Below are 22,333 nucleotides of genomic sequence, written 5' to 3'. Positions count from 1 at the left end.
TAAGGTGGCGCTTATAGAGATGGACAGTATTCGCAGCGGACGCAATTGCTCCGTCGGCCTGAGCGGTTCATGATTTGAGTAGCGCCGTGGAGGAACCACTCTATTCCTCGGGCTGTTGAAGAATGGAGTGGAGGCTGTCCCAGCATTTCCCTTGCGACTCCTTGTGCAACACATGCTGTATTCGGCCAGCTTGTGTTGGTGATCGTGGCTTTCGTACTGGGCGGTCGGAATGATGCCGAGCACTTGACACCAGTTTGCAGCTAAACCACGCCATGGCCAGAGCGTCGATGACGATATCGGTCATGGTGCGTGGCTAGATCGACCAGCCGACCCCTTCTCGGTTAATTAAGTCCAGTACAACAGCCAAGTATGGGTAACCTTCATCGGTCCACACGTATGTGATGTTCGCACTGGGGCCTGATTCAGTGCTCTCGGTGCAAAGTGGCGGTCCAGCATGTTGGTAGCCCCGCAACTTGCGCATGGAGTCGGTTATCGTACGATATTGGAACTTGTGGCGAGTCCGGATATCCTGTTTGCGCATGAGCCTCGCTACACGGTTTTTACTGGCCGGGAACCCGCGTGCCCGTATCTCTGCCGTCATGCGCCACGAGCCGTATGCGCTCATGACTTCGGCATGGATGGTCCGGATTAATGCCAGCAACTATTAGTCGCTTAGGCGTTCGCGTTCGGGTATGCCACCGCGCTTTCATGTCCGATACCCATTCACGCTAACCGTTAAGACCATTGCACCAGACGAAGTGGCCGAGACTGAACTTGCGTACCGCCAGCAAGATTCTCAAGCCGTCGTAGATCAGCACCCTCATTCGTGTGCCGCTCCTGTTGACGAACAGAAAGGCATGGTGCATGCGGGCGGCTCTGAACACTTTGACCACACGGGCTAGCTATTTCTCTGTGCTTGCCCGCATGTCCAGTGGTTCAGTGGCCAACCATCCGGCGTTGGTGCTACAAGTTTGCTGCGCACGTCATGTGGCGGGTCAAACAGCGGCAGCCATCTCCCGGCTCGTCCTGACATCTGGATGAAGCCTTCGTCACCATCGGCAATAAACCCTATTCGCTGTGGCGCGCCGTCAACCATCATACCGCGCATTTCCATTTTCCGGGATGTCAAATAGATTCAATTCTTTCTCCCGTAAAAATGTGACCCTATCTCTGGCTATTCTCGCATCCACGATCGAACGACGTAGAACAATTAGGAGACAGGCATGTCATTCAAATTCTCAAAACTGTATCATGCAGTAGCAATTGCACTTTCACTCGGTTTGCAAGGATGCGGAGGAAGTGGCGATGGTGCGTCGCCTTCCGTTCGCGTAAACCCTTCAAGCCTTGTCATGCGCACAGACGATGTCAACGCCGAGGCCGCGACGCGTTTTGATGCGGCGACTACATCGGCAGACGGCACTCCCATCGCCTTTACGGTATATGCTCCCAGTATTGCTAAAGGCAATTCAGCGCCGTTAGTTATCACTGGGCCGGGCTGGGGAAATGAGCGCATTAAAAACCTGGATACCGCTGCTGAGGACACCCTTGAGCTCGTGCAACAGGGCGCCAAGCTCGCCTTGGCTGAAGGTCCTCAGGGTGGGGCACAACCGACTCAAGGCTGGTATGTCATCGCATTTGACCAGCGCGGGTTTGGTCAATCCGGCGGAGTAGCCAATATTCAAGATCCGGCAATCGAAGGCAAAGACATTCAAGCCATTATTGACTGGGCTGAAAAAAACCTCACTCGCCTTTCCTATCGCAAAACTGCAGATGGCAGATTGGATCCCGTCGTCGGGACGCTGGGTGGAAGTTACGGCGGCGGTTTCCAAACAATTGGCGCAGGCGTGGACAAGCGTATTGATGCAATGGTTCCTGCAGTAACTTGGTATAACCTGTCAACAACCCTTTTCGACAAGCCGAAGAGCCTTTGGGGGGCGTTGCTGTTTACCGATAAGGCATCGCCCTTTGTACAACAAGCGCTAGGCGAAGCATTATCAGTCGGTAAGGTCAATGATGCCGCACTAACGGAGCTGTACCAGCATTCTCCGGCTTCCTATTGTGAAGGCAAATCGACCAGGATGACCCGGCCCAATATCCCGAGTTTTGTCATTCAAGGCGCCGGCGATACGTTGTTCAACCTCACCGAGGGTATTAACAACTTCGAGTGCCTTCGCAAAGCTAATCCTAACTCAAAATTCTTGGGTATCCGGGCATGGCATACCTACGATGCACTCATTCCTACGGCTCCTAAAACAGTACAGGAGAATAGGATTTCGTGTGGTAATAACTCTCTTTCTGTTGCAAGACTGCAGTTCTCGTTCCTTGCACAAAACCTTGTGGATTCACGTCTGGACGCTACTAATTCGAACCGGTACCTAACTCTGCCTGACATTCGTGTGGTGCTGGACGATGGCAAAGCGTTACGCACCACGGGCGAAAGCGTTGAAAGTGGATGTTACGAAGTTGCATCTGCTACAGCGCAAGCGAACGGACAAATATTTAAACGCGGAGGAAGCAATTTCGCTGCGCAGGTTGGTGGTGTGACAGCCGGTCTGCCTGCGTCACTAAGCTCTCTGATTGACAAAGCGCCATTGGAATTGCTTACTTCGCCTGCTACCGTTTCGCTGTTTGCCCCAGACGCCGGCAAGTTAGCTACCCTTGTATCCGCCAGCTCCTCGAAGCGGACAATTGTAGGTATTCCAAAAGTATCCATGAAGGTGGCTGCGGCGTCTCCGACAGATGCAGGTGCCAACGCGCCGATCGTTTTTGTTGGCTTGGTGCGTGTTCGTGCCGATGGCTCGCGTGAAGTTCTGCACGATCAGGTTACACCGGTAGAAGGTTTCGGTGACAAGTCCTTCGACCTACCTGGAATGAGTACATCTCTCCTGCCCGGTGAAAGCATCGCCGCGATAGTGTATGGTTTCCATCCTCGTTACTACAAGGTGTACAGCCGTACGCCAGTCAATGTCAATGTCACGGACCTGACAATCAGCATGCCGTTCATAGAGTAAAGCGTTGCTTGGGCGAGGTTCGCCTTTGTGTGAACCTCGATCTATAGATGTGTCTTTATGGGCGCCTTCTTGCCTAAGTTCCTCTTGCCTGTTGCGACAGATCCCATTAAGGGCAGGAACCAGACCGCCTGACTTACACTGGCAAATACCTTTCATTACTACACGGCGATAATTTCGACTGTCAGTGGGTATAGCACTTACAACAAAGGCGGCAGAAAGCATGCGCCCTCTACATAGATATCCTTGCAGGCGGTGTGGTACTTACTGCACGGCAAAATTGGGCGTATATGATCATTGATCATGGTAGACGAGTAACACATCGGCGCTGGTGTTAAGTAATTAGGCGGATGTCTGCAGACACGTTTAACAATACAACTCTTTCGCTAGGAAACAATATATGTCGCAATATCCAAAGAGCCCATTAATGGGCCAGATGATGAGCCAGCCCTTGCTCATCTCCAGCATCATTAAGCATGCAGACCGTTACTACGGCAGTAATGAAATCGTTTCGCGTCGGGTGGAAGGCGATATCCATCGCTACACCTATCGTGACTGCCACCGCCGTGCCCGCCAGATGGCTAACGCCTTGGCTGGGCTCGGCGTAAAAATGGGTGACCGGGTTGCCACGCTGGCCTGGAACGGCTACCGTCACCTGGAGCTGTACTATGCGATCTCCGGTTCCGATGCGGTCATGCATACCATCAATCCGCGGCTCCATCCCGAGCAGATCGCCTATATCGCGAACCATGCCGAAGACCAGTACCTGTTCTTCGATATAACCTTCCTGCCGCTAGTCGAAGCGTTCGCTGCCCACTGCAAGACAGTCAAAGGTTTTGTCCTGATGGGCGACAAGGACCGCATGCCGGCGGAAACCAAGATTCCTAACCTGATGTGCTACGAAGAACTGATTGCAAATAGCTCGGATCAGTACGAATGGCCGCAGTTTGACGAAAACTCAGCATCCAGCCTTTGCTATACCTCGGGTACCACCGGCAATCCCAAGGGCGCACTGTATTCGCATCGTTCCACGGTATTGCACTCCTATGCCTCGGCAATGCCAGACGCGCTCAACGTGTCGGCACGGGATGCGGTTTTGCCAGTGGTTCCAATGTTCCATGTGAACGCCTGGGGCCTGCCATACTCCGTACCGCTTACCGGTGCCAAACTGGTGTTCCCAGGACCGGCACTCGACGGCAAATCGGTTTATGAATTGTTCGAGCAGGAGAAAGTTACTTTCTCAGCGGGCGTCCCCACGGTCTGGCTTGGCCTCCTTACCTATGTCGGGCAAAATAACCTGAAGTTTTCCACTTTCAAGCGCACAGTGATCGGCGGCTCTGCATGCCCGCCCGCGATGATGAAAACCTTCCGTCACCAATACGGTGTGGAGGTGGTGCACGCATGGGGTATGACGGAGATGTCGCCGCTTGGTACGGCTGGTACGCTGCAAAGCCATCACATGAATTTGCCGGAAGAGCAGAAGCAGGCTGTTCTTGAAAAGCAGGGCCATGCGATTTATGGCGTGGACATGAAGATCGTTGGCGACGACGGCAACGAGTTGCCATGGGATGGCAAGACCTACGGTAATCTGCTGGTTAAAGGACCCTGGATCATCAGCAGTTATTTTAAGAACGAGGGCGGTGACGTCTTGCAGGACGGTTGGTTCCCGACGGGCGACGTGGCCACCATTGATCCCGATGGTTATATGCAGATTACCGATCGCAGCAAGGACGTGATTAAGTCCGGCGGCGAATGGATCGGTACAATCGATCTTGAAAATATCGCGATGGCGCATCCCGCCGTGCAGCAGGCTGCATGTATCGGTGTTTTCCATCCGAAATGGGACGAGCGGCCGCTGCTCGTCGTGGTGAAGAAGCCAGGAGCCGACGTCACCAAGGAAGAACTGATCAAGTTCTATGACGGCAAGATTGCAAAATGGTGGACGCCCGACGATGTGACATTCGTTGATGCATTGCCAATCGGTGCCACCGGCAAGGTACTGAAAAACCGGATTCGTGAACAGTTCAAGGAGTACAAGCTACAAACCGGTTAAATGGTGCTGTGCCGCCGGCAGGGGCGCAGATGGCGTTGATGTCCGAGCATAAGATCGCGATATACCAATGTCTTGCAAGGTCGGATGCCACCAAGATCATGGTGGCACGTTGCATTGCCGATCATCTCCTGATGTAGGCGCTAGGCCTGTGCATTCCAATCGTCGAAGGTAATGCCGGAGTATTAGGAATAGCGGAAGGTCCGTTTCGATCTCTTCGAGCTTACGGAGCGACTTTAAATGGGTAGTCATCAGACTGTCTATTTTTAAGTGTTCATACCAGTACCTCGTCCGGACGAAATGGCATCTGCATGGCCGGAATGTCGGCCGGGCGTCTTCTAACAGCCGGCATTCATATGTTTCAACACATCGAGATATTGGATAAATATCAATCAATGCACAAAGGAGCAAATAGATTCAATAACCTGGCGAGCGATGACGTAATGCTACAAGTTCGAAAATCGAGAATTTTGGAGCGAGACCCATGAAAGATTGCATTGGAAAGTTTGCCGTAGTCGCATTTCTCTCATGTGCCATTGCCGCGTGCAATGGCGGCTTAGAAGCAGCCAGCGGGCCGGAGGCAACCAAAATTGCGCCGATCAGCATGGTTTCACTTCCTATAGATACGGATCTTGATCAAAGCACCTTAGCTTTGATCAATGATCTATCGCCTCCTCAAACCGCTAATCGCTACGATTCGACGACGGTGTCTTTAGACGGAACTGTCATCTCGTTCACTGTGTATGCACCAAACATTGCAGTAGGAAATTCCGCGCCGCTATTACTCCATGGCCATGGATGGGGTGATAAGCGTGCCAAAAATCTTGACAGCACGACTTACGAGGCGGCTCCTGACGTCACATTGCAGGGGGCAAAACTTGCTCTTGACAGCGGCATGCAAGGTGGCAAAGGGCCGACACGCGGCTGGTATGTGATTAGTTTCGACCAGCGAGGTTTCGGAGAGTCTGGGGGACTGGCCAATTTGATGGATCCCCAATTGGAAGGACAGGACATCAAAGCGATCATCGACTGGGCGCAATCCCACCTGCCACGCTTGGCTTACCGGAAAAATAGCGCTGGCTTGTCCGATCCGGTCATTGGCGCGGTGGGTGCCTCGTATGGAGGTGGCTTCCAGACAATCGGATCGGGAGTAGATCGTCGGATAGATGCCATCGTGCCGGCAGCTACCTGGCACGATCTTCGATATAGCCTGTTCAATCATCCCAAAAGTGAGTATTTGACCTTGCTTACCGGCCTTGGTCTTAAAGGTGGTCGTGTAGCACCCTTTTATTATCAAGCGGTTGTGGATGCGAGCACAAAGAACCAAGTCAGCAGTGACTTCAGTCGCAGGATGTATTTGCATAGTCCGGTTTCGTATTGTGACGGCAATAGTCCCGACATGCAGGCACCGGGAATCCCGGCATTTGTCACCCAAGCGTCCACGGACATTCTTTTGTAAGCGTCAGGTCTTGGCCGTCTAGACGAGGTAATCCAATCGGTCGATGATGAGCAGCGGGGCACCCATCCGGTTTGTGCCCACAAATGCCATCGTGGACACAATGATCCGACCAGTCAAATCCGACTCAATGCGTACGCATCGTCGCCATTCCGACGAGTTCAAACGCTCGTTGGTTGAGCAATCGTTCCTGCCTGGAGCCTCGGTGGCTCGCATTGCCCGCGACAACGGCATCAACGCCAACCAACTCTTCGGATGGCGAAAGCTTTTCAAAGAAGCCCGAGTCAACACCTCTGTGACGGTATCCAATACCGGAATGCTTGCTGTTGAGATTGCTCCATCGCCGGCCAATGCAACTTCCGTTACTCCGCCAGTTCAGCCTGAGCCTCGACAGGTCGGTGTGCTTTGCCTGAAGTTTGCAAAGGTGCGGATGACCATCAAGGGAACGCCGGATCCCGAGCTACTGCGTACGGTACTAGGGATGTTGACACGATGATGGCTCTGCCGGCGGGCACACGCATCTGGCTTGCCGCAGGAGTGACCGACATGCGATGCGGCTTTAATGGCCTTGCGGCCAAGGTACAGCAAACCCTTGAACTTCAGCCTTTCAGCGGTCACGTCTTCGTCTTCCGCGGTCGCCGTGGCGACATTCTGAAAGTCTTGTGGTGGACCGGTGATGGTTTATGCCTCCTGGCCAAGCGGCTAGAACGGGGGCGTTTCATCTGGCCGCAGGCGCCCAACGGAACGGTGTCACTGACGCAGGCCCAGCTGTCGATGCTGCTAGAAGGGATCGACTGGCGGCAGCCTGCCCGTACCTGGCAACCACAAATGGCGTTGTAAACGTGGCTGATTATCTGTAAACTATAGTCATGACAATTTATCAACCTCGCCTGCCGGATGATCCCGTTGTATTGAAGGCGATGCTGTCTGCCACCATGGAGGAACTGGCACAGCGAGACGATGAATTGGCCGCACAAACCGCTATCGCAGGGACTCTACGGAGCCAGATCGCCGATCGGGATACCGAGATTGAGACACTGAAACTGCTCATTGCCAAGCTACGACGGATGCATTTCGGTCCCAAGTCAGAGAAGGTAGCGTATCAGATCGACCAGCTCGAACTGAAATTGGAAGATCTACAGGCCGACGCCGGCGACCATTCATTAGTCGACACCAAGGCACCGGGCCGCAACACCGGTAAGCCGTCGCGTAAGCCAATACCCGCGCACGTGCCTCGCGAGGAATGCACTTACCAGCCCGACATATCCGCTTGCCCAGCCTGCGGAGCCGGTATGCGCTACCTCGGCGAGGACGTCTCGGAGCAGCTTGAGTACGTTCCAGCCAGTTTCAAGGTGATTCGGCATATCCGGCCGAAATACACTTGCCGCTGCTGCGATCAGATCGTGCAGGAACCGGCGCCCGGCCGTCCCATTGCGCGTGGACTAGCTGGTCCAGGTCTCCTTGCCCACGTCCTCGTTAGCAAATTTGCGGACCATTTGCCGCTCTACCGCCAATCAGTGATCTATGCCCGCCAGGGCGTTGAGCTTGATCGTGCTACCTTGGCCGACTGGGTTGGTGCGTCCAGCGCCCTGCTTCGTCCGCTCGTCGACGCCATACGCCACCATGTGTTGGCCGCTGACAAGTTGCATGCCGACGATACGCCGGTACCGGTGCTGGCACCCGGATGCGGCAAGACAAAGACGGGGCGCTTGTGGACCTATGTCCGTGACGACCGACCGAGCGGCTCCTCCATTGCTCCTGCTGTCTGGTTTGCCTATACCCCTGACCGCAAGGGAATGCATCCACAATCGCACCTGGCCAATTACCGAGGTGTGCTGCAAGCCGACGCCTATGCCGGCTTCTCGCGGCTCTATGACACCGGCAACATCGTCGAAGCGGCGTGTTGGGCCCACGCCCGTCGAAAGCTGCATGATTTACATGTCGCCCGACCGTCTGGTTTCACTACAGAAGCGTTGCGTCGCATAGCGGAACTGTATGCGATCGAAGCCCATATCCGCGGCAGCCCCCCTGATGAGCGCAAACGGATTCGCCAACTTGAGGCAAGGCCGCTGCTCGACGGACTGCACGTTCTGCTGTGCACGACCTTTGCCACACTGTCGCGCAAGTCGGATATGGCGCTGGCCATTCTGTATTCATTGAACCTGTGGCCGGCGCTGACACGATATTGCGCTGATGGGCGAATTGAGATCGATAATTCTGCCGCCGAACGTGCATTGCGCGGTGTCGCGATTGGGCGTCGCAACTATCTCTTTGCCGGTGCTGATTCGGGCGGCGAACGTGCAGCGGCAATCTATTCACTTATCGGGACGGCAAAGCTTAATGGAGTCGATCCAGAAGCCTGGCTGCGCCATGTCCTGACGCACATCGCCGACCACCCCATCAACCGCGTCGACGAATTTCTACCGTGGCATTTTGCTAAGCCTGAAGACTCGCCTGGTCCATCGGTGATGTGACCCCTCGGCCGCCCTTGTTTAGTACGTGCAGGTAAATCATTGTGGTTGAGACATCCGCGTGTCCGAGCAGCTCTTGTACAGTCCGGATGTCATAACCTGACTCCAGCAACTGCGTGGCAAACGAGTGCCTAAATGAATGCGTCGTTGCTGGCTTGGTTAGTTTGGCGGCTGCGACTGCGCGCTTGATGGCACGCTGAACCGTTTGTTGATAGATATGATGCCGGCGCACGATACCGGAACGGGGATCGGTGGACTCATGATCAGACGGGAAGACCCAGAACCAACCCAGTTGCTCCCCTGCTTTCGGATACTTGCGCTCCAATGCATGAGGCAGCATGACACCCGGCCGAAGGGCAGTGCGATCCTCATTCCATAACAATCGGGACTGCTCGATGTGCTCGCGCAAAGGGGAAACCAGTGACAACGGCAGCATCGTCACGCGGTCCTTGCCACCTTTGCCCTCTCGAATGGTGATCTCCCGGCGCTGGAAATCCACATCCTTGATGCGCAGACCCGCACACTCGGATAACCGCATCCCAGTGCCATATAGCATTTGTGCAAATAACTTATGTACGCCTGTCATCTGCTCAAATACAAGATTGACTTCTTGAGGCGTCAGAACAACTGGTCGTTTCGGTGGGCGCTTCGGGCGATGGATACCTTCGATCCAGGGCAGATCAATCTCCAGCACCGATTTATAGAGAAACAACAAGGCACACAGGGCTTGTGTATGAGTGGACCCGGAAATATGACGTTCGTTGACGAGGAACGACATAAAAGCCTGAATTTCAGGTCCTCCCATCTCCTTGGGATGGCGAAGTCCATGGAATCGAATGTACCATCGAGCCCAATAGACGTAGGCGCGCTCGGTCCGCAAGCTGTAATGTTTCTCGCGGATACGAATGCGCATTTGATCAAGCAATTTGGGAGGACGGTCGGGTATGGTTTCGGATGCGCATTGTTTCACGGGAAATTATCACTGTATGAATATACAGTATACTGCCGAGGCTAGTCCTGGCGCGGTTTGCGGCGCATCAAGCCAAAGTGCTTATCAGCCTATGTCCGTGCTTACCGGCAGAACACGCCTTCTAAGTACCAGTTAGAGCGCAGAGCATGATCAAAGAGATCACCGTCGAACCCTTGGTCGATCATCCCTCGGCCGTTGAAACCATAGCCGGCTGGTTTGAGGCCGAATGGCCTGCGTACTATGGCCCGGGCGGTCCTGGCTCAGCACTTCGCGATGTACGTGCCTACGCTAACCAAGGCGGCCTTCCGGTTGGAGTTGTTGCTTTGCGGTCCGGCAGCGTTTGCGGCATTGCTGCGCTCAAAGCACAGTCCATCTCAAGCTATGCAGACGTGTCGCCGTGGGCGGCCGCGGGATTCGTTCATCCCTCACTGCGGGGGCATGGAATCGGTTCATTGCTCCTGGGTGCGCTCGAAGAGCAGGCTTGCAAACTCGGCTTCGGCCGCATATGGTGTGGCACAAGTACCGCGCAGAGTCTGCTGCAACGTTGTGGGTGGCAGCTTAGGGAGACCGTCATTCACGAGGGCGAGAATCTTGGTATTTTCAGCAAAATGCTCTAACCCTTCCATCGAGCGGACAGCTTCCGGCCTGCGGCCTCTAGCTGCCGCGCATGTTTAACGTTAGACATATGGCTAACCCAGGGAATAAAACAGGACATTTGAACATAGCCTCAAGTGAGACATCTGAAAATGGCTTGAACAAGAGGTGGAAACACAAGGTTTGCTGGGACTGTTATCACTGATGAATCGTAAGTCTTTGATTCTAAAACAGACATGAAAAGTAATTCTCAGACACGTACAAAGTGCTTCTCATGAATAATAGGTATGTTTGTGTATCCGCACTGAGCGCAAAGCAGTCAAAATGCGTACCAACCTACTCCCGCCGATCGCTGCCTGGCTTAGGCTAAACACCATTCAAATGTAACTGCATTCGAGACAAGAGTACTCGGCTCCCGCGCTATCAACCGCGAAACCAATCGCAAATGGAATTGGCGGGATCACTGCACGCGAAAAAACAGTACACTTAGCTAGTCGACATATTGGAAGGTCTTGCGGCAAACCCGATGGCAGAAACGCTGGTTCGATGCCAAGCAAGCAGAACGACCATGATAGCGCTCGGTCGACCGCCCTCTTACCGTGCTAAGGTAATTTAACGGAGAAATGATGATTCAAAATTTCACAAAAGATCAGTTCGGCGTCCGCTTGAACGAAGTCGTCTCTCCTTCCCATCCTGTACGCAGCATTGAACTTCTCGAGGGACGTGAGCGCGAAATTGAAAACATCAGCCGGTCGCTTTACGCCCCGGGCCGGCATATTTTCATTTATGGCGATCGAGGCGTAGGAAAGAGCTCTTTGGCGGCAACGGCGGCGTATCAATATCAAAGCCCTGAAGCCGCGCCTATCTTTGTTTCAGGATCTATGACTGATACTTTCGTGACGATAATTACCAATATCGTTCAGCAGGCACTCGGTCGATCCAAAACAGAATCAGTCAAACGAACAAACTCCATCGGCTTTGAATGGAAGGTCAAGGCAAATAAAGGAAGTGAAATTACTAGCCTTGATATAAGCAGCCAGATTCGTTCTGTCGGGGATGCAGCCGAATTATTAAAAGAAATCCAAGATCAGCATTCCAAGCTCCCCATTGTCGTTTTAGACGAATTTGACACGATTGTTGATCCTGCCGAGCGTGCAAAATTTGCTGCCCTTCTGAAGCAACTTGGGGATCAAGAAATTAATTTAAAGTTTATTTTTACTGGAATTGGAACCACGCTTGACGAGTTACTTGGAGCCCACCATTCAGCATTCCGCCAACTTGACACGGTTCACTTGAATCGCCTCGATTGGAATTCCCGACGTGCCATTGTTGATCGAGCAGCTTCTCGGTTTGGACTTTCAGTTGACAATAACGTCAATTGGCGAATTGCGGCAGTAAGCGATGGTTTCCCTTATTACATTCATCTCCTAATGGAGAAGATGCTTTGGGAGGCATTCTCGGATCAGGACGAGATTGCAATCCTTGGATGGGAACACTTCCATCTCGGTTTGCGGGTTGCAATTGAAAGTATTAATGCCGAGCTGAAAAGACCATACGAAATGGCAGTAAGCCATAGGCCTGAGGAGTTTGAAGACATTGTTTGGTCCACTGCGGATGGAGAAGAGTTATTCCGCTCGCTAGACGACTTATATCAAGCGTACAAAGCGGTATTACGAAAGCGTCTTGGACGCCCTGAACTGGACCGAAAAAAATATTCGGATATCATCCGAAGGTTGAAAGGCCAAGCGTTTGGCGAAATCCTTACCCCACTTCCGAATCGCACTGGATGGTACACCTACAAAGAGAAAATGCTTCGAGGGTACGTACGGATGCAAGCAGAAGCAAATGGCATTGAATTGTCCGGAGAACGTGAAGCACCGAAACAAAAAATGCATATTCCTGGAAATGCGAAGACAGGATTTCGGGGCCCGAGTCTTCCTCCAGGTGTGAGAGCTTCGAACGAAATTAGAAAATCTGAGGAAAGCGACTAATTTGAAAGAAGTCGTGCGCCTTCCTAGTTCAGTCTTATTACCTCTTCCTACTCGGCCGACAGCAACTGCTGTCATTGTTGCAATTCGGTCCGAAACTGCTGCACCTCGCTGAACGGCGATGTGCGATCCGTGCCCTACTCTTTTTTAGGCACCCAAAAAATCTAATGATGTGATTGCCGTACGGTGAAGCAAAACTGCCTTGTTTTATGAAGGAAAAGTGTCAATTCCCGTAGCTAAAGAAGCAAATCTGCCAAATATTCGGTACGTTGACTTGATTTAGGGTAATAGTAAAGAAAAGACATTACAGCAGGACAGTGATGTTTTATAGGATTGTCTTGCCATAACGCGGCGTTGTACGACGTTATTATCACTCGTCCAATCGATTCGTAGGCAAGGTGTCGCCAGCAACGGCCCTTTGATAGGACATCGATGCCGGTCGGTTGGCGGCGGGTGGCTGAGCAGATTCTATGGAGACGCCTGGCACGTTTATCGGGCGTCTCCAATATTACGTTACCCGTTTATGGGGATCTGCATGGATGGCATTATTTCTTGCCTATCCCACAGCAGCCGCACCCGCCTGAATCCATCTTGCCCATATCACAGCAGCCACATCCAGACTTGTCCGCGGCATTCTTTGTGGGCATGCACATCGCGCCGTGCTGCGGCGAGGATTGTCCCGGCTTCATGTCATTCGACATACCACCTTTATGCATTCCACAGCAGCTGCAACCCCCGTCGGCCATCATCGTATGATGGTTGGCCATGCCGGCGGCCATGGGTGCCGGACGAGTACCGGAGTTTGCCAATGCTCCTGCACATCCGGACAGCACGAAAGTGGCAAACAATGACGGGACAACTGGAGAAAGAGAAAATGGTTTCATACTAGGATTCCTAGTATCTGTGAGTCCATGACTTGGTATTGCAACGTAAAAGGTCCTCGTAAGCGTTACGGCCAGGTGCCACGCTTACGAAACCATTGGTATTGCGGCGGACTAACTCCCGCCGCAATCAGTCCTGGGGTTACGCGCGGATGGGCCGAGGAGGACGCTCTAGGCCCTCTGGGATATAGGAAAGATAGAACTCATCGGTAAAATCCGATGATTGCATCGCTGGGTCGATCAGCACTATGCGGATATCGGGAAGAACCGCAATCGATGCGAGTGCCAGGCAGCTGCTGCTCATGCCACAGGGAGAGGTGTAAGATACAAGGGGCGATTCCGGATGTGGCTTGATAATGGGGACGCCGGCGTCTGACATGGTCTGCTGCATCATGGAGGCGTCTTGGCAGTCTTCCATGGCGTGCACGACCATGACCGCCTGCGTCATATTCACATAGCAAGCTAAAACGGCTACGGCTGCCTGAGCTTGTACAGGCAACAGCAGTAGTAATAGATAAGCCAGGAAGCGATTGACGGGGCCACGCATGGCGGAATGGTACCAAACTTCTTTGTACGCCTTGCGTTGGAAACAGACCGCAAACCAGCTCGAGACGGAAAACTGACGATCCCCGTCGCCAATGAGAAAGCTGCCTATCTTTTGGCGTGCTGCGCTATTCATTCTGGGTTTTGTCGTCCTTGGCCAGTTGGGACTGGAGTCGGTAATTGGCAAAGGGGTCGGCAGCATCGACATAACGCATTGCCGACTGCACGTCACGCCAGCCTACGTATTCCATCAAGGTTTTCATGTCCCAGCCGTTGGACGATGCCCAAGTGGCGAAGCCGCGGCGCAGCGAATGTCCGCTGTACATTTCAGCCGAGGCGATCCCAGCATTGGTCAGCATGCTTCTTAGCACTGGAATCAGGCTATCGATACATAGCGGTTCCTTGCTTACATGTCCCCAGCGATCAATGGCCCGAAATACCGGTCCTTCGCTTAGCTGTGACGCGCTAACCCAATCCAGATAAGCGTCAACCGGGCACAGACTAGACAATGCTGGCGCCTTGAAGGTGGTCCCTTGGTAGGTGCGGTCGCCCTTGGTCTGCGGGAAGTAGCAAGTCATGCCTTCCCCTGCCACTGCCTGTACATGCTCGATACGCAGCCGAGTCAATTCGTCGCCCCGGAATCCACGCCAGAAACCGAGCAGCAGGAGCGCCTTGTCCCGCCGGTGACGCAGTTCCAGGCGACGGTTGCCTTCCTCCTGCGATTTCGCAATGGCGGCATCGAGCCACTGACTAACCTGATTTAACTGGTCCAACTGTAGAGGTTTGGCGCGCTTTTCCTGAGCCGGGTGCAAGGCTTGAATGCCACGCAAGGCTTTGCGCACGATGGGCGCCTTGGTCGGGTCTGGAAATCCCTGCCCAATATGCCACTGGGCGATCGCTGCCAGTCGGTGACGTAACGTATTAATCGACAGCGTTTCGGCATGGTCCGCCAGATACCGCGCGACGCTGTCTGCGGTAGCCGGCAAAAAACCGCCCCACTCGATCTCGAAATGGCGGATCGCGGACTGGTAGCTTTGGCGGGTGTTGTCCCGGGTAGCCGCTTCAAGATACTGGTCAAGCTTGGTCATTACGTTAAGCGCTGTCGCGGTCGAACCGGGTATTACTTCTGGAAGATGCGACAAAACGGGTTTTTGGCATCATCATAATGGATAACTCCCTATTATTCTAAATCAATATGAGATCATTTTCGCGTCAATTTCTGCGTTAAAATACCACGTAATCAATAATACGTAACACGGTACGATATTCACGGAACATTTCCAGATGGCTAGATCCGGCATTTATAAAACCGACGTCAAGCGCGCACGCGATGTCTTGCTTGCCCAGCGCGTTCGCCCTTCGGTCGACGCCGTGCGTATTGCGCTCGGCAATACCGGCTCCAAAACCACCATTCACAAGTACTTGAAGGAACTTGAGGAAGAAGACGTTGGCCCCAAGGAAATTGGCGCAACCATCAGCGAAGCATTGCAGGATCTGGTGGGACGTCTGGCCGGTCAGCTGCAAGAAGAAGCCAACGTACAGATCAATACAGTGCGCGCCGAACAAGAGGCAATGGAACGCCGCTACGCCGAAAGCTTGGCCGCAGCACGGCAGGAAGCCGACCAGTGGCAAACACGAGCGCAGCGCCTGGAACAAGCCCTGGCCGGCGAACAGTCCGTGCATGCCCAGACCCGTGAGGCCCTGCAGCGGGAAACTGTCCTCCGCCACACCGCCGAACAGCATGCTGCGGACTTGAAGGAGCGGCTTGCGGAAAACGATCTGCATTTGCAGTCTCTCGAAGACAAGCACCGCCATGCGCGCGAGGCGCTCGAACATTACCGGCAATCGACGAAGGAACAGCGAGAGCAGGAGCAGCGACGGCACGAGCATCAAGTTCATCAGCTGCAGGCGGAACTGCGGCTGGCTCAGCAAGCGGTTGTCGTCAAACAAGAGGAAGTGACACGCCTGAATCAGGACGGTGTCCGGCTGGTATCGGACCTCAGCCACGCGCAGAAGGGGCTGTACGATGCACAGACACAGCTAAGGCAATTAGAACAGAAGGTCGAAACCTTACAAGGGGTCGAACAGCGTGCCGCCATGCTGGCCGCGCAGTTACAGGACAGGGATCGGCAAATCAAAGCCATGACAGAGCGCATGACTGCAGTGGCCGCCCAATCGGACGCGCTGGAGACCCGTCACCGGGCGCTGGAACTCGAACTAGTCACTACACAAGCCAAGCTCGACACCCAACGGGTTATTGCAGATGAGTTACGCCAGTATGTAATAAAAGCCACACAAGCCACAGGTCACATGTCAGATATGCAAGGTCCATCCAGCTAATCCTTGCCAAAGATTTATGGGAAATTGGCCTAGACAGGCCATTCCCCGCTCCGTTGCCTATGCTCCAGAATAACGCTAGCAAATCCAACGTAAGCGGCCGCAGATTCCCTTTAACTTGGTAAAAGAGGTACTCAGCTAAAATAGCTGGATGAGAATGAATCGGACAGCAAGAATGTTGACAGCGTGGGTGGCATGCTTTGCCATCCTGCTGGTTGCGCTCGCGCCGTCGGTTTCTCATGCCCTCGCAGCGAAAAGAGTGTCTGCCACGGAGTGGATTGAAATCTGCACGTTGACGGGCGCTAAGCAGGTCAAGCAGATCGCTAGCGAGAATGCCAAGCCGTTTTCTCCGGCCAAGCACGATCAGCACTCGGAGGACTGTCCGTTCTGCCGTATCCAAGGCGATTCCTTTGGCCCTCCCCCGACGGGTGCAGCCGGCATTGTCGCTGCTGAATCGATGCGATCATCCCCCTCCCTCTTCTACGAAGGTCCCCGCTCACTGTTCATGTGGGCGCCGGCGCAATCTCGCGCTCCACCTCTGCGGTCCTGATCTACCTCTGAGTCGCTGCAGTCCTGAAAATAGGCTGCAGCACCGTCATACCGGACTGACCAGCATCCGGTTGCGACCAGTGCCGGCCTATCCGCTTAAGCCTTGGTTTGTCGCACGCTTTTGTTACGGCCGCGCACAAGGCGTACAACTCTTCAATGCATTCACAATGAAAAATTTCGTACTTTCCTCGATTCTTTTAGGGATGGCTCCTCTTGTATTCGCAGACGTCTCCATTAACGAACCCTGGGCGCGGGCCACAGTGCCTAGCCAACCCGTAGGCGCTGTGTATATGAAAGTCAGCAGTTCCGACGCAGTGCGTCTGGTCGCCATTCAAACCGATGCTGCCAAGGATGTCCAGGTTCACACCATGCATCACCAAGACGGCGTCATGAAGATGCGGGAACACGGTGAGCTGGCCATTTCAGCCGGGCAGACCGTCGAGCTCGCGCCAGGAGGCCTACACCTGATGCTGCTCGGCCTAAAGAAGCCGTTGGCGGCTGGCGAAAACCTCACAGTGAAGCTGACGTTCGAAAACGCCAAGAAGGTGAGAAACACCTCGGTCGTTTCAGTGCCCGTCCGCCCACTTGGCAAATAACACGGAGATCACCCATGAAAATGCGATATGCAGCAGCGTTGCTTCTGGCCGGCACCGTCTTGCTCGGATGTGACAGCAAGAGCACGCCTGACCAGAAGTTCGCCTCGGTAGACATTACGGGTGGCGAATGGGGCAAGAATCTTCAGTTGACCGACCATACCGGCAAGCCGCGGACTCTTGCCGATTTCAAAGGCAAAGCGGTAGTCCTCTTCTTCGGCTATACCAATTGCCCTGACGTCTGCCCGACGACGATGGTAAAGCTGACCTCGGCCATGGAAAAGCTCGGCAAGGACGCCGAACGAGTGCAGGTACTCATGGTCACGCTGGACCCGAAGCGGGACACGCAGGAAGTGCTTGGCAAGTACGTTCCAGCCTTTCACCCGTCGTTCCTTGGCTTAACCGGAAGTGAGCAACAAGTTGATGCTGTGGCGAAGGAGTTCAAGGTCATTCGCGTGCTGCAGAAGCCGAATGAAGACGGCTTCTACACGGTCGACCATTCCGGCCAAACCTACGCGTTCGACCCGCAGGGCCGCCTGCGATTGTTCTTCAGGGATGCGCAGCCGGCCGAAGACATCGTCCAGGACCTCAAAACACTGCTGAAAACATAATGGCGACGACAAACACAAACCCCTCCTTGTGGCCCCTGGTGTTCCTGAGCTGGGCTTTGGCAACGGTTTCCACCCTTGGGGCGATCTTTCTGGGGGAAGTCATGGGTCTGACACCGTGCGTGCTGTGCTGGTACCAGCGCATCTGCATGTTCCCGCTTGTACTCATTCTTACCGCCGGTCTCTTTCCTCTGGACATAAAAGTCGTGCGATACGCACTTCCGCTGGCCGTTATCGGCTTAGGCATTGCAGTATTTCACCTTCTGGTTGCTGAAGGCGTCATTGCCGAATCGATGACGCCTTGCACACAAGGCGTGCCCTGCTCTCAGGAGCAAATCGAATGGTTCGGATTCCTGACCATACCGATGCTCTCGGTTGCAGCGTTCGCGGCCATCACCGCACTTCTTACTGTTACTCATTTCAAGGCTTCAAAATGAAACAAAAGACTATCTTCATTGCGACCGCCGCCATCCTTGCGATCGCATTTGCTCTCGGCATCAACCTTTATAAATCCCAGAAAGCTGAACAGGCTACGCAGGCTACTTCGCAGAACAGCGAGGCGCTTGTGCGGTTCCATTCACCGTCCCTGGGCAACGCGAGCGCGCCGGTACACATCGTCGAGTTCTTCGATCCGGCGTGCGAGTCCTGCCGCGCGTTTTACCCCTTTGTAAAAGAGATGATGGCTGCGAATCCCGAGAAACTCCGGCTGACGATTCGATACGCACCGTTCCATAAGGGAGCGAACGAAGTAGTCAAGGTGCTCGAAGCCGCCAGGAAGCAGAACAAGTACTGGCAAACACTCGAAGCAGTGCTCGCCGCACAGCCGCAATGGGCGCCCGATCATTCAGCGCATCTGGACTTGCTTTGGCCTCACCTCGAAGGCTTGGGCCTGGATATGGCTCGCGTAAAAGTTGATATGCAGTCGCCGGATTTCGCGCGCCTGATCGAGCAAGACCTTCAGGATGTCAAAACGCTGAATGTTAGGGGAACACCGGAGTTTTTCGTGAATGGGAAGCCGTTGCCGTCGTTTGGTCCTGAGCAACTGCAGAAACTGGTGGAACAGGAATTGGCCACCGCAGCAAAATAACCCGCCCAACACCGGCACTTCACCAACATGCGGCTACACTGACCCTGCTAGCCGCAGGTTTCATCAAGGTACATCGCCATGCCTGACTACCTCATAAATATCCAGATGGCAATGTTGCTTGTATTCACTTTGGGCCGGCTCAAAACGGACATCGGGCTCTTCCCTATGACTTTCGCTATTGAAGTTAGCCCTGACGGCGCGTATCAACGGCTGAACAGGTTAAAGGCAGAAGTCAACGGAGAAATCATGTGCATGTATACTTCGGCTGAGCAGCCAATGCTTTCTAGGACAGCATATTTCGATGCACACCCTGCGCTCCGACCCGCATCAGAATGCACCCTCGCACCGGTATAGATCCCTCATTGAAGCATGGGCGACCCTCTCCTGCCGGCTATGAGGGCATCAAGGCACGAATGCTGAATTTTCCTACTACTTGCAATGAGGTAGAATAGCTGGTCACCTCAAGCGACCAGTCAGGTCAAGTCCGAACTGCCAGCGTTAAGATCATGTGCAGTGACGTCGCCGCTAAACTGCGTTGTCGTCCTGTCGTCGTTCGTCTTTGTTGGGCGATATGCGTGAGCATCTGGCGATCGACCCAGTCTCGTTAGAGTAAAAATTTCTTCAAGGAGTATAAATGGCAGGAAAAGAAGGCGTGTCTGTTCCACTAAACTGGTGCGTATTCAACGGCTTTGACTCAGTGCTGCACGATACTTTTTCGACAGACCTGGAACTCTTACGAGTACTCCCTAACGTCTACGCAGTTTGTATTGCTCGACGGAATTCGAATCCTAAGACGATCGTTGGCGGATTCTTTGTGCGTACCACCTATACAGACGATGATGATCCGGAGTTCTCAGACGCACTGGCAAATGCTATGGCGGCAGTGCCAGCATTTCGGGAATTTGCCCCTGAACTTCACAGTTTCTTGCCTGCGAGGGTCAGCGCACCCTTAGATATAACGGAAGATGAAATGCTAAAGGTTTTGTTTAGCCAGAAACTGAAGTTCACTACAGGGGGGAATGCTTAGCAACCAAGGGACCGCTTGGAAGTGGACCTCGATTCCATGCTCTGTTGGGCGAGCGTGGGCCGGCAGCGTAGCCACCTATCGAACGGTGGCGGAGCGGCCTTAGCTTCGGACAGCTCGCTCAAGCTTAGTCGAGATAATAGGGAGCCCCCCCTTTGTGTAGTTCATTGAGCGTCCCCATAAACGTTCACTTTAAGGCCCTGTCTCATTAGCGGTGGCCCACGCCAGCGAGCCCTGCGAGTGCGATGGCATCGTGCAGCGCGTGATAATAGGCCTGCCGCCCGGCTTGGACGGGGCTTCTTCGAACGATGCTGGGGGTAAGTGGACCAGCCTTCTTCAATCCTTGCAGGCAGTCCGGTATTCGATGCTAGGAAGAAGCAAGCGACATGAGAGTTCCGAAGTGTGGCTTAGCTAGCTCGCCAAGAACGTTGCCCATCGCTCCCTCTGCAATTGTTTTAAGACTGCGTGCGGTCGCTTTAATGATTTCCCATTTGGGCTTTGGCGAAGAGGCTTGCGCTTTCAGTGTCGCCAGTTCCGCGCGCATTTCCTCTACTGCTTCGCCCGTAACACTGCTTCGAGAGAGAGCAGTTTCGAATGCACTAATAAACCCTCGCAGGGCTTCTACGTCGTTGGTGTTGCTATTGGTTTGAGACTGCGTGGATTCATGCGATCCGATCTGGATCTGAGACCCGCTTACGTTGCCGAAATGGTAGTGCTGTTGTTGCACGGTATTTTTTTCCTCCTGCGTGAAAGTCATTCCATCTCCAATGATCCCTCTGCTCTCAAGGTCTAGAGCCCAGTCCAAGATGCGGCTCCGGACAATTTCGATTACACCTTGGACCTGAACGACCGAGAACCGGAGCGCGGGTCGCATAGCAACTCCAGATCCCTCTTGCATCATCCTCATCAGTATTTGCTCGACCTCTGGGGGGAAGTGGCTATAAATGCCAGTTGTCGATTCTGCTACTTTTGCCAGCTCTGGGACAGATTGGCGGATGGAAAAGTCGGACAGTAGTTCAGCCATTTCAGCGGGAGGCATGAAGGGGATAGGGCCACGATAGGGATTCTCTGCAACCAATTGCCCCTGCACCCGCCGGTAATCGGGAACCTCGCTTTGTCGGTATCCACTCAATTCTGAATTGATCCAAGTTATTAAGTCCGGCACTTCTAGTCGGCGTGCAACCACTAATGCGCGTCGTAGCAGGTCGGTTGTTGCAATACTTGGGTCGCTTGCCATGTTTGTTAGTTCATGAACAATTGCTGACATTTTTAACCTTTTCCTTAGTTTAAAAGTGACCCTGTGGTGGGAATGCAATTTCTGCAAGGAGCAAACATCACGCTTCTAACTCCAAGTTCTTTACGAACAAGTCAAACGCGCCTATACAGACCAAGTCTCCAGCTGCCGCTCTTGCACGTTCATAGGCAATCACGCCAGGCAGTTTGGTTACGTCTCTACAAGCACTGGCCACTGACCTTCCAAATGTCGATTTCAGATTCGCCCGTATTTTCCATTGTTTTCCTTTAACTCTGACTCGGCTTAGACGCGCTAAATACATTTGCCGCTACGTTAATACGCGATTCGCCAAAGTATCTGCGGATATCTCCGCCACCGCCGCCGTGTGACTGGCCAACTTCCTCCATCGCGTCGAGTATGCCCGGAATCGTTTTGTGGCGATCCAACAGTGGCATTGGCTTATCAGCATTCTCGTACTGACAAAGCACATTCGTGGGTTCAAAGTTGAAATGCGTTCGACAGACAAGCGGTCTAACCTCGTAAATAGTGCACGCTTGATCCGCTGAAAGAAAAGGACATGGTCGGCTCGAATCTCTTACTGGGAGGGTGCCGTCATCCATGATTTCCAGAATCCGTGGAACCTTCAGACCATAAGTGTTAGCAATTAAATCGGCTTCTACTTGTTTGATCCAGATGCGACCATGGCAACAGTTGGCACATCCTTTCTGACATGCAGCCAAATTTTTTGCGCCAGCAAAATAACGCTCCACATATTCATAAATGGCCTGCAAAGCTTTAAGTGGGCTAGTTTTACTGATTTTGCGAACACGCTTTGGTAGCTCTCCCTGTTCTCGCTCAAGCTTGACTGAAATCTTCCTTTCAAGCTTTTGCATATTCGCCCAGGTATGCGGGAAGTCACTCTTGATGCTCATCGTTTTCC

General features: G+C 53.5%; 21 protein-coding genes and 1 pseudogene. 15 read left to right on the top strand and 7 right to left on the bottom strand.

Features of this window, described 5'->3' with window-relative positions; translation table 11 throughout:
* Positions 1 to 69 precede the first annotated feature (69 nt).
* Positions 70 to 742, bottom strand: a pseudogene (locus tag ACFQUU_RS21690) (IS3 family transposase); the annotation flags it as partial.
* Positions 729 to 866, bottom strand: a complete 138-nt coding sequence (gene tnpB / locus ACFQUU_RS21685; RefSeq protein WP_382250206.1) for an IS66 family insertion sequence element accessory protein TnpB — start codon at positions 864 to 866, stop codon at positions 729 to 731. The gene tnpB (ACFQUU_RS21685) and the pseudogene ACFQUU_RS21690, both read right to left, overlap by 14 nt.
* Positions 867 to 1,223: 357 nt before the next feature.
* Here tnpB (ACFQUU_RS21685) and ACFQUU_RS21680 point away from each other — a divergent pair, with 357 nt between their 5' ends.
* The 6 genes from ACFQUU_RS21680 (at position 1,224) to ACFQUU_RS21655 (ending at position 8,988) form a co-directional block, all read left to right on the top strand.
* The gene (locus ACFQUU_RS21680; RefSeq protein WP_382250205.1) at positions 1,224 to 3,011 is read left to right on the top strand and encodes a CocE/NonD family hydrolase; all 1,788 of its coding nucleotides are present in this window, start codon (positions 1,224 to 1,226) and stop codon (positions 3,009 to 3,011) included.
* 397 nt (positions 3,012 to 3,408) lie between these two features.
* Positions 3,409 to 5,061, top strand: coding sequence for a 3-(methylthio)propionyl-CoA ligase (locus tag ACFQUU_RS21675; protein ID WP_382250204.1), 1,653 nt, complete (start codon positions 3,409 to 3,411; stop codon positions 5,059 to 5,061).
* A gap of 481 nt (positions 5,062 to 5,542) precedes the next feature.
* A complete protein-coding gene (locus tag ACFQUU_RS21670; RefSeq protein WP_382250203.1) occupies positions 5,543 to 6,517 on the top strand; it encodes a CocE/NonD family hydrolase in 975 nt (324 codons plus the stop codon).
* Positions 6,518 to 6,617: 100 nt separating this feature from the next.
* The gene (locus ACFQUU_RS21665) at positions 6,618 to 7,010 is read left to right on the top strand and encodes a transposase (RefSeq protein ID WP_382250202.1); all 393 of its coding nucleotides are present in this window, start codon (positions 6,618 to 6,620) and stop codon (positions 7,008 to 7,010) included.
* Positions 7,007 to 7,354, top strand: a complete 348-nt coding sequence (tnpB, locus tag ACFQUU_RS21660) for an IS66 family insertion sequence element accessory protein TnpB (RefSeq protein ID WP_382250201.1) — start codon at positions 7,007 to 7,009, stop codon at positions 7,352 to 7,354. The genes ACFQUU_RS21665 and tnpB (ACFQUU_RS21660) overlap by 4 nt, the downstream gene beginning before the upstream one ends.
* Positions 7,355 to 7,449: 95 nt before the next feature.
* Positions 7,450 to 8,988 carry an IS66 family transposase gene (locus ACFQUU_RS21655; RefSeq protein ID WP_382250239.1) on the top strand — a complete coding sequence of 513 codons (1,539 nt, stop codon included), beginning with the start codon at positions 7,450 to 7,452 and terminating at the stop codon, positions 8,986 to 8,988.
* On the opposite strand, the gene ACFQUU_RS21650 is transcribed toward ACFQUU_RS21655, so the two are convergent.
* Entirely contained in the window at positions 8,951 to 9,955 is a 1,005-nt protein-coding gene (locus ACFQUU_RS21650; protein WP_382250200.1) for an integron integrase, read from the bottom strand. The two genes, ACFQUU_RS21655 and ACFQUU_RS21650, sit on opposite strands and share 38 nt — an antisense overlap.
* A gap of 146 nt (positions 9,956 to 10,101) precedes the next feature.
* Here ACFQUU_RS21650 and ACFQUU_RS21645 point away from each other — a divergent pair, with 146 nt between their 5' ends.
* Positions 10,102 to 10,572 carry a GNAT family N-acetyltransferase gene (locus ACFQUU_RS21645; RefSeq protein ID WP_382250199.1) on the top strand — a complete coding sequence of 157 codons (471 nt, stop codon included), beginning with the start codon at positions 10,102 to 10,104 and terminating at the stop codon, positions 10,570 to 10,572.
* Between the two features lie 600 nt (positions 10,573 to 11,172).
* Positions 11,173 to 12,540, top strand: coding sequence for an AAA family ATPase (locus tag ACFQUU_RS21640; RefSeq protein WP_382250198.1), 1,368 nt, complete (start codon positions 11,173 to 11,175; stop codon positions 12,538 to 12,540).
* A gap of 1,020 nt (positions 12,541 to 13,560) precedes the next feature.
* On the opposite strand, the gene ACFQUU_RS21635 is transcribed toward ACFQUU_RS21640, so the two are convergent.
* Positions 13,561 to 14,097, bottom strand: coding sequence for a hypothetical protein (locus tag ACFQUU_RS21635; RefSeq protein ID WP_382250197.1), 537 nt, complete (start codon positions 14,095 to 14,097; stop codon positions 13,561 to 13,563).
* Complete coding sequence (locus ACFQUU_RS21630) at positions 14,090 to 15,049, bottom strand: site-specific integrase (RefSeq protein WP_382250196.1); 960 nt, start codon at positions 15,047 to 15,049, stop codon at positions 14,090 to 14,092. The genes ACFQUU_RS21635 and ACFQUU_RS21630 overlap by 8 nt, the downstream gene beginning before the upstream one ends.
* A 196-nt stretch (positions 15,050 to 15,245) precedes the next feature.
* Here ACFQUU_RS21630 and ACFQUU_RS21625 point away from each other — a divergent pair, with 196 nt between their 5' ends.
* The 7 genes from ACFQUU_RS21625 (at position 15,246) to ACFQUU_RS21595 (ending at position 20,162) form a co-directional block, all read left to right on the top strand.
* Entirely contained in the window at positions 15,246 to 16,301 is a 1,056-nt protein-coding gene (locus tag ACFQUU_RS21625) for a DNA-binding protein (RefSeq protein ID WP_382250195.1), read from the top strand.
* Positions 16,302 to 16,473: 172 nt separating this feature from the next.
* Positions 16,474 to 16,848, top strand: coding sequence for a DUF2946 domain-containing protein (locus tag ACFQUU_RS21620; protein ID WP_382250194.1), 375 nt, complete (start codon positions 16,474 to 16,476; stop codon positions 16,846 to 16,848).
* 166 nt (positions 16,849 to 17,014) lie between these two features.
* Positions 17,015 to 17,443 (top strand): copper chaperone PCu(A)C, encoded by a 429-nt coding sequence (locus ACFQUU_RS21615; RefSeq protein ID WP_382250193.1) that lies wholly within the window; start codon positions 17,015 to 17,017, stop codon positions 17,441 to 17,443.
* A 14-nt stretch (positions 17,444 to 17,457) separates the two neighbouring features.
* The gene (locus ACFQUU_RS21610; RefSeq protein ID WP_382250192.1) at positions 17,458 to 18,051 is read left to right on the top strand and encodes an SCO family protein; all 594 of its coding nucleotides are present in this window, start codon (positions 17,458 to 17,460) and stop codon (positions 18,049 to 18,051) included.
* Positions 18,051 to 18,485: a disulfide bond formation protein B gene (locus ACFQUU_RS21605; RefSeq protein WP_382250191.1), complete on the top strand. Its 435-nt coding sequence runs from the start codon at positions 18,051 to 18,053 to the stop codon at positions 18,483 to 18,485. Before ACFQUU_RS21610 ends, ACFQUU_RS21605 begins: the two co-directional genes overlap by 1 nt.
* Positions 18,389 to 19,135, top strand: coding sequence for a DsbA family protein (locus tag ACFQUU_RS21600; RefSeq protein WP_382250190.1), 747 nt, complete (start codon positions 18,389 to 18,391; stop codon positions 19,133 to 19,135). The genes ACFQUU_RS21605 and ACFQUU_RS21600 overlap by 97 nt, the downstream gene beginning before the upstream one ends.
* Before the next feature lie 634 nt (positions 19,136 to 19,769).
* Positions 19,770 to 20,162, top strand: coding sequence for a hypothetical protein (locus ACFQUU_RS21595; protein ID WP_382250189.1), 393 nt, complete (start codon positions 19,770 to 19,772; stop codon positions 20,160 to 20,162).
* A 364-nt stretch (positions 20,163 to 20,526) separates the two neighbouring features.
* Here the strand turns inward: ACFQUU_RS21595 and ACFQUU_RS21590 are convergent, their stop codons facing one another.
* Entirely contained in the window at positions 20,527 to 21,426 is a 900-nt protein-coding gene (locus ACFQUU_RS21590; RefSeq protein ID WP_382250188.1) for a hypothetical protein, read from the bottom strand.
* A gap of 254 nt (positions 21,427 to 21,680) precedes the next feature.
* Positions 21,681 to 22,325, bottom strand: a complete 645-nt coding sequence (locus ACFQUU_RS21585; protein ID WP_382250187.1) for a YkgJ family cysteine cluster protein — start codon at positions 22,323 to 22,325, stop codon at positions 21,681 to 21,683.
* Positions 22,326 to 22,333 lie beyond the last annotated feature (8 nt).

Origin of the sequence: Herbaspirillum sp. GCM10030257 (genome assembly GCF_042666555.1) — a bacterium.
GTDB lineage: Bacteria > Pseudomonadota > Gammaproteobacteria > Burkholderiales > Burkholderiaceae_D > Noviherbaspirillum.
This window is presented reverse-complemented; position numbering and strand designations above follow the sequence as displayed.